This is a genomic window from Pseudomonas gingeri (genome assembly GCF_013385425.1).
In the GTDB taxonomy this organism is placed as follows: Bacteria; Pseudomonadota; Gammaproteobacteria; order Pseudomonadales; family Pseudomonadaceae; genus Aquipseudomonas; species Aquipseudomonas gingeri_D.
The window spans coordinates 207124-218792 of the sequence record NZ_JACAQA010000019.1 but is presented as its reverse complement, the minus strand read 5'-3'; the positions used below and the strand labels follow the sequence as shown (position 1 = coordinate 218792).

Here is an 11669-nt window from a genome sequence, read left to right as displayed (position 1 = left end):
GATGGTCGAACATCTACCCTTAGCGCAAAAGACAGGGACCGTCGGCTGTTCAAGGGGCCCTGGATAGAAGCCACACGCAGACATGAGGTGCTCCATGGATGAATCCGCAGTTGAAGTCGTGATCAAACCCCGTGTCCTGCTGGTCGACGATGAAGAGTCGATTCTCAACAGCCTGCGCCGTTTGCTGCGCAGCCAGGGTTATGAACTGTTCCTTGCCGACAGCGGCGCCCGTGCCTTGGAAATCATGGCCGAGCAGCCCATCGACCTGGTGATCAGCGATGCGCGCATGCCGAATATGGATGGTGCCACCCTGCTGGCGCGGATTCATGAGCTGTATCCGGCCTGCCTGCGGATCCTGCTGACCGGTTATGCCGACCTGGACATGATCGCCAAGGCGATCAACGAAGGGCGGATCTACCGTTACCTGAGTAAACCCTGGAACGATGAAGAGCTGTTGATGACCCTCACCCAGGGCCTGGCCTTCCAGCATTCGGAGCGTGAGCGCCAGCGCCTGCAGCTGTTGGTCCGCGAGCAGAACCGGCAGTTGCAGTCGCTCAATTCGACCCTGGAAAAGCGCGTGATCGCGCGCACCAGCGAAGTCCAGCAGACCGCCGACATGCTTGACCTGGCCTATGAAGAACTCAAGCGCAGCTACGCCGTCACGGCCGAGGTGTTCTCGCGGATGGTCGAGTGGCGCCTGCCCAAGGACAAGCAGACCAACCGGGCGATCATCGATCTGGTCAAGGTCTACTGCAAGGTCCATGTCATGAATGAGGCGACCAGCCGCGACCTGGCCATGGCCGCGGCCCTGCACAATATCGGCAAGATGAGTTGGACCGACAGCATGATGGGCGCGCCGGCCGACCTGTTGCACCACACTGATCGCGAGCGTTATCGCGGTTATCCGAAGCAGAGCGAGTCGCTGTTGATGACCCTGGAGCCGATGCAGGATGCGGCCCGGCTGATTCTGCATCATCAGGAGCGCTGGGACGGCACGGGGTTTCCCGACCACCTCAGGGGCGAGGCTATTCCCCTCGGGTCGCGGGTGTTGAAGCTGGCGGTGGACTTTATCGAGTTGCAGCGTGGCCTGATTCTCGAACGGCAGATGAACAGCGACGAGGCACTGCTCTTTATTCGCAAGTACGCCGGCAAACTCTACGACCCGGGCCTGGTCGAGGACTTCGTCAAGGTCTGTGCCGAGTACCTGAACGATGTGACCCTGGGCGACCCGTCGGTCAAGGTCCTGAGCACCCGCGAACTGGTGGCCGGGATGATCCTGGCGCGCAACCTCAATGCCGACAACGGCATGCTGCTGCTCAACGCCGGCAAGCTCCTCAGCGCGGCGCTGGTGGAGAAGCTGATTGCCTTCGAATCCATGGAGGGCGCCAAGTACAGTGTGTTCGTCAAGATTCCGGAAGAAATCCAGGCGCTGCTGGAACAGGCTGAATGACCTGCAAGACTATCCGCATTGCCGCCGCCCTGTTGATCGGTCCCGATGGCCGTACCCTGTTGGTGCGCAAACGCGGTACCCAGGCCTTCATGCAGCCGGGTGGCAAGATCGAAGCCCACGAGCAACCGGTCAATGCCCTGGCCCGTGAACTGGAAGAAGAGTTGGGGTTGGTCATCGACACGGCTGCCGCCACCTACCTCGGCCGGTTCGCAGCTCAGGCGGCCAATGAGCCGGGTCACGAGGTGGTTGCCGAGTTGTTCCGGGTGGATACCGGCATGGCGCCGGAGCCCGCCGCCGAGATCGAAGAAGTGGTCTGGATCGACCCCGCTGGCGATGGCGGCTTGTTTCTCGCGCCGTTGACACGGGATCTGATCCTGCCGTTTTATCGTGCTTCGCGGGTGCCCGGCGCCTGATGTTTCATGGCGCCGCGGTGGCTGCTGGAACCGCGCCGCGGCGGGTGACGCGCGAGCGCCGACGACGCTGCGGGGCTTCAGCGTACCGCGCTGACCCCATCGAGGGTCGAGAACGAAGTGTCCTTGGCCGTCAGCAGGAAGTCGCGCATGTAGGGCGCATCGAGCATGTCGGTGCGGACCGCCGCATACAGCGTGGCAAACAGGCCTTTCTCGCCCAGCCGCTTGGCCTTGACGTAGCCCCGCGAGCTGTATTCGTGTAGCGCCCAGTGCGGCATGCCGCAGACACCACGGCCGCTGGCCACCAATTGCATCATCATCACCGTCAGCTCGGAGGTGCGCACCTGCGCCGGCTCGACGTCGGCCGGTTCCAGGAAGCGGGTGAAGATATCCAGCCGATCGCGTTCCACCGGGTAGGTGATCAGGGTTTCCTTGAGCAGGTCCTCGGGCACGATATAGGGTTTGTTGGCCAGGGCATGCTGGTTGGCCACCGCCAGCATGGCTTCGTAGGTGAACAGTGGCACGTAGGTGATGCCCGCCAGTTCCAGCGGATCGGAGGTCACCACCAGGTCCAGGTCGCCACGGGCCAGGGCCGGCAACGGGGCGAAGGAAAATCCCGAGGCCAGGTCCAGTTCCACTTCCGGCCAGGCATCGCGGAACTGGTCGATGGTCGGCATCAGCCACTGGAAACAACTGTGGCATTCGATCGCCATGTGCAGGCGGCCGGCGGTGCCGCCGGCCAGGCGCGCGATATCCCGCTCCGCCCCGCGCAGCAGCGGCAAGGTGGCGTCGGCCAGTTGCAGCAGGCGCAGTCCGGCGCTGGTGAAGCGCACCGGTTTGGTCTTGCGCACGAACAACGGCATGCCCAGGCGCTCTTCCAGTTCCTTGAACTGGTGGGACAGGGCCGACTGGGTCAGGTGCAGGCGTTCGGCGGCCTCTACCAGGCTGTCGGCTTCGCGCAGCGCGTGAAGGGTTTTCAAGTGACGGATTTCCAGCACCTGGGACTCCATGAGTAGATTTTGTGAGTGACGGGAAGGGTATGAGTTTGTCTCATGTTGCCCTGGCTGTCGACAGGAGCGCTGTCGCCGGTAAGCCTACCTTCGGGTGTCACTCGGCAATCTTCATCAAACTGTCACTGAACTGTGGCAGCGCCGTTGAACAAATAACATCAAACTCGCGCCTCAATGGGGTTCTGCGTTTCGGTGTTTTCATGCGTGTAGTAATTTTCCTGGCCGCACTACTGTTCGGCCTGCCGTCTTTTGCGGCTTCAAGATGTGATGTCAATGTTCCGACCCAACAGGTCGAACTGGAAAAGGTCAGCCTGGCCTACCAGAGTATCGGGCGTGCCTCGGATCCGGCCTTGCTGCTGGTGATGGGGCTGGGCGGGCAACTGATCCACTGGCCGGACGAGGTGGTGGTCGCGCTCTGTCAGCAAGGGTTCCGGGTGATTCGCTATGACAATCGCGATGTCGGCCTGTCCACCTGGCGCCAGGCGCCGGCCAGCGCCAACCTGACCTTCGAGGTGTTGCGCTACAAGCTCGGCTTGCCGGTGGCGGCGCCTTATACCCTGACTGACATGGCCGGCGATGCCCTGGGCCTGATGGATGCGTTGCAGATCCAGCAGTTCCATGTGCTGGGTGCGAGCATGGGCGGGATGATCGCCCAGCACGTGGCAGCGATGGCGCCGGAGCGGGTCGAGAGCCTGACCCTGGTGATGAGCAGTTCCGGTGCCGAGGGCTTGCCGGCGCCCAGTGCGGCACTGGTGCAGTTGCTCTCGCGGCGCAGCGCGCCGAACCGTGAAGTGGCGATCGAGCAGCAGGCCGATCTGCTGGCGGCCCTGGGCAGCCCGGAGGTGCGCGACGACCGCAACAAGCTGTTGCAGCAGGCGGCGGCCTCCTATGACCGTGCCTTCAATCCGGAAGGGGTGAAGCGCCAGATCATGGCGATTCTCGCCGAGCCGAGCCGGGTGCCGTTGCTCAATCAACTGCGGGTGCCGACCCTGGTGGTCCATGGCACGGCCGATCCGTTGCTGCCGGTGATGCACGGCGTGCACCTGGCGGCGCATATCCAGGGCAGTCGACTGGTGTTGGTGCCGGGGATGGCCCATCGTTTCCAGGAGGCGTTCAAGGCGCCGTTGCTGGCGGCGGTGCTGCCATACCTGCGTCTGCATCAGGCGGATGTCAGTCGCTGGGCACAGCTCTGAGGGAACTCATCGTTATCGCGGCCAACCCCGTCCTGTAGGAGCGTGGCTTGCCCGCGAAGCTTTTAGCGGTCTCAAGGGCCTCTTCGCGGGCAAGCCACGCTCCTACAGGTTATGCGGGGCTTTCCGAACCCGCTTCAGCGGATGATCTTGTCGACGTGGATCGCCAGCTTCTTCAGGCGATACCAGAAGCTGCGTTCGGAAATCCCGATCAACTGCGCCGCGGCCGCCTGCACGCCATTGCTTTCCTGCAGGGCCGCGAGGATATAAGCCTTCTCCACGTCCGCCAGGGCCGCGTCGAGGTCTTTCGGCAGGCCGGGGGCAACGCCGGGTAGCGGGCTGGCGCTGCTCTGGGGCGGCGTCGACTCGAACAGGTAAGCCGGCAGGTCACTCTCTTCGATCACGTGCCCGGCCGCGACGATGGTCGCTCGCTCCACACAGTTCTGCAGTTCGCGGATATTCCCTGGCCAGGGGTAGTTGAGCATTGCCTGCAAGGCTTGCGCGCTGAAACCGTCGATGCGCTTGCCGGCCGTGGCGCCCAGGGTATGGGCGAAATGCCGGGCCAGCGGGGCGATGTCCTCGACCCGGTCACGCAGGGCGGGCAGGGGAATCGGGAAGACGTTCAGGCGGTAATACAGGTCTTCGCGAAACTCCTTGTCGGCCACCGCTTGCAGCAGGTTCTTGTTGGTTGCGGCAATCACCCGCACGTCGACCTTGCGCTCGCGGGGATCACCCACCGGCTCGATGATCCGCTCTTGCAGCGCACGGAGGATCTTGGCTTGCAACGCCAGCGGCATATCGCCGATCTCATCGAGAAACAGCGTGCCCTTGTCGGCCTGCATAAAACGTCCGACACGGTCCGCGACGGCCCCGGTAAAGGCGCCCTTGCGATGGCCGAACATCTCGCTTTCCAGCAAGCCTTCGGGAATCGCCGCGCAGTTGACCGCGACAAACGGCATATCGGCGCGGTTGCCATGCTTGTGGATGGCCCGGGCGACCATTTCCTTGCCGGTGCCGCTCTCGCCGGTCAGCAGGATCGTGGCGTTGCTTTCGCGCACCGAGTCCACGGCTTGCAGGACCCGGCGGAAGGTCGGGCTGTCGCCCACCAGGCTGTCGATCTGCTGGTGTTCGTCGAGCTCGGCGCGCAGGCGCGCATTGTCCCGCAGGATGTCGCGAAATTGCAGGGCCTTGTTGACGGTGATGTCCAGCTCGTCGATGTCGAACGGCTTGGCGATATAGTCGAAGGCGCCGTTGCGCATCGATTGCACGGCATTTTTCACGGTGCTGTAGGCAGTCATCACGATGACCGGCAACTGCGGGTAGCGCAGCTTGACCTCCGAGAGCAACTGCGGCCCGTCCATGCCGGGCATGCGCCAGTCGCTGATGACCAGGTCGATTTCTTCCTGTTCCAGCACCACCAGGGCTTCCAGGCCGTTGCCGGCGGTGAAGACCCGGATATCGTTCTGGCTCAATGCCGAGCTCAGCAGATCGCAGAGCTTGGGCTCGTCATCGACCACCAGGACGTTATGCGTCATCGTCTTCTTCCTCATCCTCGTGGTCCAGGTCGCCACCATGGGCCGGAATGTACAGGTTGAAGGTCGCGCCGGCATCTTTTTCGCTGATGCACTCGATACGCCCGTCATGGTTTTCCATGATCGAATAGACCTTCGCCAGGCCCAGGCCGGTGCCCGAGGCCTTGGTGGTGACGAACGGCGTGAAAATACGTTCGATCATGTCCGGCTCGATGCCCTGGCCGGTGTCGGTCACACTGATGATGGTGTAGCGCGGGTCCTTGGCAATGCCAATGGTCAGGCGCCCGCCCTTGGGCATGGCGTCGATGGCATTGAGGATCAGGTTCAGGCAGGCCTGTTTCAACTGCCGGGAGTCGGCATACAGGGTGGCGCCGGGCGCCTGGTCGTCGATCTGCGCGTCGATATTGTGGATCGCCAGTTCCGGAGCGCAGAAACCGAGGATTTCCTCGGCCAGCTCGCGGGCCGGGTAGAGCGCGCGAATCGGTGCGCTGGGCTTGGCGAAATCGAGGAATTCGGTGATCAGGTCGTTGATCCGCGAGACCTCGCTGATCACGTATTCCAGGTGCCGCTTGTCGGTGTCCGGCAGGTTGGCGCGGCGGTGCAGCAACTGCGTGGCGGTCTTGATGATGCCCAGCGGGTTGCGGATTTCGTGGGCCAGGCCCATGGCGACTTCGCCCAGGGCGTGCAAGCGGTCGCGGCGGCGCAGCTGGGCTTCGAGGTGATGCAGCTCGCCCAGGCGTTCGGTCATGTGGTTGAAGGTGTTGCTCAGTTCCGACAGCTCGTCGCTGCCGGTCACCGGGATACGCTTGCTGTAGTCGCCGGAAATCACCGCGCTGACGCCTTCGGCCAGGCCGCGCAAGGGCAGGGTCAGGCGCCGCGAGACCAGCCAGCCGACACTCAGCGATAGCACCGAACCGAGCATGAAGATCAGGATGAACAGGTTGCTCTGGTTGACCAGGCCCACCAGGCTGGTATGGCGCAGCAGGCCGCTGAAAATCACCCCCTGCAGGTCGCCGGTGTCGTTGAAGATCGGCCAGTACAGGCCGCTGTAGCGGTTGGTGAAGACTTCACTGGGCTGGCGGGTGTCGCGCAGAACGTCGGTGATGCTGTCAGGCACGTTGCTGGGGTGATCTTCGAAGCGCTGGGTGGAGAATATCTCGGAAAAACCCTGGGGGTTGGCCAGGTACAGGCGCAGATCCAGGGAGTGCACATCGGCGACGCTGTTGAGGAAACTGCTGTCCAGGTAGGTGGCGATGACCATCTGGTAGTCGACGCCGTCCTGGGTGGTGTCGAAGGTCGAGACCACCACGCCGGTGGTCACGCCAGCGATCTGAATGGTCTGCAACACCGCGTTGGGCGCGGTACTGATCTGCGAGACGATATCATCCGGCTGGGTGGTGAAGACCACCTTGTGGTCCTGGTTGCGCACCAGCGCCACCAGGTCGATGCCCATGGCGTCGGCGATGTCGGCGGTCAGCTTGTCGTGCTTGGCGGCGCGGTGCGAGCTGGGCGGCCGGGTGTAGAGCAGGAACAATTGTGCGACGCGGGCGTTGGAACGCTTGATCTCGCTGATCTCGTCCTTGACCACTTTGGTCGACTCTTGCAGCCAGATGCGCACGTTGCTGTCGAAAATCTGCGACAGGGTGGTGGCCGCCAGTTCCGCGGCAATCATGGTCGGTATCACGCTGACCAGCCAGAACGCCAGCAACAACTTGCGTTGCACGCTCCAGCGCGAGATCGAGAAGGGGCGTCGTTTTCGGCGGCGTTCTGGCGTGGTGCTCATCAGGTTTCGCTTATCGCAGCAGACATGGCAGGGTCGAATCGATCCGGGCGAACCAACAGTTTGACCCCTCTGAGGACATTGTTGATCAGCCAGTTGCGATGATGGAAAAACATATTGTTGCCCTGGAAGCTGCAGCCCAGGCGAATCTTGCTGGCATAACCGGCTTGCCCTGACTCGTAGACCGGGATCTGGTGGCGAATGCAGTAATCGACATTGGCCAGCCAATTGCGGAAATAGAGATTGGGCTCGCGGCTTTGGTTCACCTCATGACCGAAAAACTTGTCGATCAGGCGGTCGCCGTCGAACAGCACCAGGTTGAACGCCACGAGGCGCTCGCCGGCCCAGTACAGGACACAGGCCGCGCGTTCGTCCATGTGTTCGAGCACATGGGTGAAGTAACCCGCCGGCAGCCGCTCGAATTGCAGTTCGCTGCGCGCCAACGTGGCCTGGTACAGCTCCATGATCCGTGGCAGCACATCGTCGATATTGTGTCGCCATTCGATTCGCGGTCCGGGCGCTCGCAGTTTGCGCCGCAGGTCCTTGCGGGTTGCCTTATCCAGGGTCCCCAGGTAGGCGTCGATGGAGCCGAACGGGATCGGCAGCAGCGCGTTGGGCAGGCTGGGCATGGCCTGGTAGCCGGCGGCCTTGCAGCTGCGGCGCCAGTCGTTGTCGTCGCTGGGGGCGTCCTTGACGGCGATCAGGCGGATACCCAATTGCCGGGCGTCAGCGTGGGCCAGGGCGAGCAGCTGTTCGAGCAGGGCCTGGCGCCGTGCCGGCGGTACATGGCTGGCCGTTCCGGCCGTGCAGCGCTCCGCCACCGGCGAGCCGATGGCGTAGAGCGGAAATTTCAGCAAGCCCGGCAGGAATCGATTGATCCAGCCGGTGATGCGTTTAACCAAACCCTGCACCGTGGTGTCGAGTTTGTAGGAAGTCAGGAAGGCGGGGGCGACGGCCAGCAAACGGTCGTCTTCGAACAGCGCCAGGTAGCGCCATTCAAAGTCTTCGATGCCGGCTTTCTCCACCGCCAGGTAATACTCCCAATTCTCCAGGACGCCGACAAAGCAATCGTTCCAGGCGTTACGGTCGATAGCCTCGATGGTCGAGAAGGCTTGGGCGCTGATCACGGGTCTTTCCTTAGGCCTGTTGCCGCTGTGCTTCAGGCTCGCTCGAGATGCCGCTCAAACGCTCGACGTAGTCGGCGCTCAGCTCGATCACTTCCTTGTATTGCAGATCGACGGTGATCATGTGATAGCAGTTGTCGAGCATGACCTTGGTCACCGGACCGCCCAGGTGACGCTCGACGTAGTCGGCGTTCCATGGGCTGGTGATGTCGTCCTCGATGGAGTGGATCACCAGGGCCGGGGTCTTGATCGACGGCATGCGGCGCATGACCACGGCGTTCATCCGGTGCAGTTCGCGCACGGTGATGCCTTCCATGGTCAACAGCCCGGCATCGCTGCTCTGGCCGGCTTTCATCTGGCGCTCGACGATGGCCCGCAGGCGTTCGTTCTTGATGCCATAGGGCGGCTTTTCCTCGAAACGGCAGATGTGCACGCCGAACGGAATCTTCATCAGCAACGGCGTCAGGAATGCCAGCTTGTGAATGCTCCAGCCGTCGTAGCGCAGGGTCGTCGAGTACATCAGCAGCCCGGCGATCTGGCCCGGGTGTTCGGAGGCCATGTACATGGACATCACCGCGCCCATGGACAGACCGCCGACGAAAACCTGTTCGTGGCGCTCTTTCACCGCCACGAATGTCTTGCGTACGCCTTCATACCAGTCCAGCCAGCCGGTGGCCTGCAGGTCTTCGTTGCCGCCGCAGTGCCCGGCCAGGGTCGGCACGTAAACCGTGCAGTTGCCCTTCTTGGCCAGGCCCTGGGCCACCCGACGGAGTTCCGTCGGGGTGCCGGTCAGGCCGTGGATCAACAAGATCCCGACCGGACCCGAGCCGAGTACGAAGCCAGCATCACCTTCGCCCAGATCGATAGGTGTCATGTTCACCGCTTCATGGCTCGGTTCAGCAGCTGCTCGAGCAGTTTCAGACCCAGGTCGATTTCCGGGTAGCTGATTTCCAGCGACGGTGCCAGGGTGATCACGTTCTTGTAGTAGCCGCCGACGTCGAGGATCAGGCCGAGTTTCTGACCGTCAACCACCATGTCGCCCTTCATGCCTTCCTCGACCATGTAGTCCAGGGTGGCCTTGTCCGGGGTGAAGCCGTCGGTGGTGCAGATTTCGCAGCGCAGGGCCAGGCCCAGGCCATCGACGTCGCCGATGATCGGGAAGCGTTTCTGCAGCTCTTGCAGGCCTTCGAGGAAGTACTTGCCCTTGGCCATGACCATCGCGCCGTAGTCGACTTCGCTGGTCATTTTGAACATTTCCAAGCCAACGGCCGTACCCAGTGGGTTCGAGGCGAAGGTGGAGTGGGTGGAGCCTGGTGGGAAGATCTTCGGGTTGATCAGCTCTTCACGGGCCCAGATGCCGCCCAGCGGGTTCAGGCCGTTGGTCAGCGCCTTGCCGAAGACGATCACGTCCGGCTTGACGTCGAAGTGTTCGATCGACCACAGCTTGCCGGTACGCCAGAAGCCCATCTGGATTTCGTCGACGACCATCAGGATGCCGTGCTGGTCGAGGACCTGCTTCAGCTCGCTGTAGAAGTTCATCGGCGGGATCACGTAGCCGCCGGTGCCCTGGATCGGCTCGACGTAGAACGCGGCGTATTCGCTGCTACCGACTTTCGGGTCCCAGACACCGTTGTATTCGGTTTCGAACAGGCGGGCGAACTGCTGCACGCAGTGGCTGCCGTATTCTTCCTTGGTCATGCCTTTCGGGCCGCGGAAGTGGTACGGGAACGGGATGAACTGCGCGCGCTCGCCGAAGTGGCCGTAGCGGCGACGGTAGCGGTAGCTCGAAGTGATCGAGGACGCGCCCAGGGTCCGGCCGTGGTAGCCGCCTTCGAAGGCGAACATCAGGCTCTTGCCGTTGGTGGCGTTACGCACGACTTTCAGCGAGTCTTCGATGGACTGCGAACCACCGACGTTGAAGTGCACGCGACCGTCGAGGCCGAACTTGTTCTTGGCGTCGACCGCGATCATTTCCGACAGTTCGATCTTGCCTTTGTGCAAGTACTGGCTGGCGATCTGCGGCAGGGTGTCGATCTGCTTTTTCAGGGCGTTGTTCAGACGTGGGTTGGCGTAGCCGAAGTTGACCGCCGAGTACCACATTTGCAGGTCGAGGTAAGCTTGGTCTTCGGTGTCCCAGACGTAGGAACCTTCGCAGCGGCTGAAAATGCGCGGTGGTTCGATGTAGTGAACTGTATCGCCGTAGGAGCAATATTTGGCTTCTTTTTCCAGAAGCACCTGGTCTTCGGCTGTAGCGATACGAATATCAGACATGGTGGAAGAGTTCCTGTTGTTCAAGATCGATAGAGTAGTTGCCGGCGTTCGCCGCGATGTCGTTCGGCAGCAGGGCCAGCATGGCCGGCAGCTCGGCGAAGGAGTCGAAGCGCGCGTAAGGAATGTTGTTGCGTTCGCAATGCTCGGCCAGGCGGCCCTTGGCGAAAACGAAGTCGGCGGTGCCGGCCACGCACATGTCCGATTGACCGTCACCGATCACCAGGATGCGTTTGCCCTTGGGCGCGGACTTGCATTTGCAGTTGCCGGAGGCGGCGCGGCAGGCGTCGCTGGAATACGGGAAATCGATGCGCCAGCTATTGTGGTCGACCTGGCGCAGGCGGTTGGCGAGGATCGGCAGCAAGGTCACGTAGTTGCGCGAGAGGATCCGCGCGATGCCTTGTTCGATACCGTCGCTGACCACTTCGATGGAGGCGCCCAGGCCCATGACATGATCGACGAAGTCCGGGAAGTCCGGGTCGATATCGATGGTGTCGAAGTACGCCAGCAAGTCAGCCGGCGAAGCCTTGACCAGCGCCAGTTGGCGGCTGAGGCATTCACGCGAACCGATATGACCGTCCAGCCACTCTTGCTCGATGCTTTCCCAGCTCGGGTCGGCGAAACGCTCAAGGATGTTGTCGATCGCGTCGGTGCGGGAGATGGTCCCATCGAAATCACACACGATATGCCAGTGCATCATCTACTTGTACCTGTTGAATAAGAGCGCACACTGCGCATGCCCTACGCAGAGCACGGAGTGTGCCAAGTGCTCAAATCCGGTATTCTCGTGGAATATATCCGTTATATGTATCGGGTTTCGTACATGGAGCTACAAAAATTGTAGCTTCCTACAAACAACATCAGTGCTCGCCTACAAAAAGTCGTGTTTGTGAACGCGAAGGCAT

General features: G+C 62.1%; 10 protein-coding genes. 3 read left to right on the top strand and 7 right to left on the bottom strand.

All coding sequences use genetic code 11. The features are described from left to right. Positions 1-94: 94 nt before the first annotated feature. Positions 95-1450 (top strand): HD domain-containing phosphohydrolase, encoded by a 1356-nt coding sequence (locus tag HX830_RS22990; RefSeq protein ID WP_177102787.1) that lies wholly within the window; start codon positions 95-97, stop codon positions 1448-1450. Further along, positions 1447-1863 carry an NUDIX hydrolase gene (locus HX830_RS22985; RefSeq protein WP_152740919.1) on the top strand — a complete coding sequence of 139 codons (417 nt, stop codon included), beginning with the start codon at positions 1447-1449 and terminating at the stop codon, positions 1861-1863. The genes HX830_RS22990 and HX830_RS22985 overlap by 4 nt, the downstream gene beginning before the upstream one ends. 77 nt (positions 1864-1940) lie before the next feature. Here HX830_RS22985 and metR read toward each other — a convergent pair whose 3' ends face one another. After that, a complete protein-coding gene (gene metR, locus HX830_RS22980; protein ID WP_103499384.1) occupies positions 1941-2858 on the bottom strand; it encodes a transcriptional regulator MetR in 918 nt (305 codons plus the stop codon). Between the two features lie 212 nt (positions 2859-3070). On the opposite strand from metR, the gene HX830_RS22975 reads away from it, so the two are divergent. Further along, positions 3071-4063: an alpha/beta fold hydrolase gene (locus tag HX830_RS22975; RefSeq protein ID WP_103499385.1), complete on the top strand. Its 993-nt coding sequence runs from the start codon at positions 3071-3073 to the stop codon at positions 4061-4063. 134 nt (positions 4064-4197) lie between these two features. On the opposite strand, the gene HX830_RS22970 is transcribed toward HX830_RS22975, so the two are convergent. From HX830_RS22970 to HX830_RS22945, 6 genes are read right to left on the bottom strand one after another with little or no spacing between them, the layout of a single operon-like run. Next, positions 4198-5595, bottom strand: coding sequence for a sigma-54-dependent transcriptional regulator (locus HX830_RS22970; RefSeq protein ID WP_152740917.1), 1398 nt, complete (start codon positions 5593-5595; stop codon positions 4198-4200). Further along, positions 5585-7375 carry a sensor histidine kinase gene (locus tag HX830_RS22965; RefSeq protein WP_177102785.1) on the bottom strand — a complete coding sequence of 597 codons (1791 nt, stop codon included), beginning with the start codon at positions 7373-7375 and terminating at the stop codon, positions 5585-5587. The genes HX830_RS22970 and HX830_RS22965 overlap by 11 nt, the downstream gene beginning before the upstream one ends. Then, positions 7375-8499 carry a GNAT family N-acetyltransferase gene (locus tag HX830_RS22960; protein ID WP_177102783.1) on the bottom strand — a complete coding sequence of 375 codons (1125 nt, stop codon included), beginning with the start codon at positions 8497-8499 and terminating at the stop codon, positions 7375-7377. The genes HX830_RS22965 and HX830_RS22960 overlap by 1 nt, the downstream gene beginning before the upstream one ends. Positions 8500-8509: 10 nt before the next feature. Beyond that, complete coding sequence (locus HX830_RS22955; protein WP_177102781.1) at positions 8510-9376, bottom strand: alpha/beta hydrolase; 867 nt, start codon at positions 9374-9376, stop codon at positions 8510-8512. Beyond that, a complete protein-coding gene (locus tag HX830_RS22950; RefSeq protein ID WP_177102779.1) occupies positions 9373-10767 on the bottom strand; it encodes an aspartate aminotransferase family protein in 1395 nt (464 codons plus the stop codon). Before HX830_RS22950 ends, HX830_RS22955 begins: the two co-directional genes overlap by 4 nt. After that, positions 10760-11464, bottom strand: a complete 705-nt coding sequence (locus HX830_RS22945) for an HAD-IB family phosphatase (protein WP_100944506.1) — start codon at positions 11462-11464, stop codon at positions 10760-10762. Before HX830_RS22945 ends, HX830_RS22950 begins: the two co-directional genes overlap by 8 nt. Positions 11465-11669 lie beyond the last annotated feature (205 nt).

Coding starts and splice junctions, on each gene's coding strand:
- HX830_RS22950 (WP_177102779.1), bottom strand. CDS start 10,767: ATGTCTGATATTCGTATCGCTACAGCCGAAGACCAGGTGCTTCTGGAA.
- HX830_RS22970 (WP_152740917.1), bottom strand. CDS start 5,595: ATGACGCATAACGTCCTGGTGGTCGATGACGAGCCCAAGCTCTGCGAT.
- HX830_RS22975 (WP_103499385.1), top strand. CDS start 3,071: ATGCGTGTAGTAATTTTCCTGGCCGCACTACTGTTCGGCCTGCCGTCT.
- HX830_RS22985 (WP_152740919.1), top strand. CDS start 1,447: ATGACCTGCAAGACTATCCGCATTGCCGCCGCCCTGTTGATCGGTCCC.
- HX830_RS22990 (WP_177102787.1), top strand. CDS start 95: ATGGATGAATCCGCAGTTGAAGTCGTGATCAAACCCCGTGTCCTGCTG.
- HX830_RS22945 (WP_100944506.1), bottom strand. CDS start 11,464: ATGATGCACTGGCATATCGTGTGTGATTTCGATGGGACCATCTCCCGC.
- HX830_RS22965 (WP_177102785.1), bottom strand. CDS start 7,375: ATGAGCACCACGCCAGAACGCCGCCGAAAACGACGCCCCTTCTCGATC.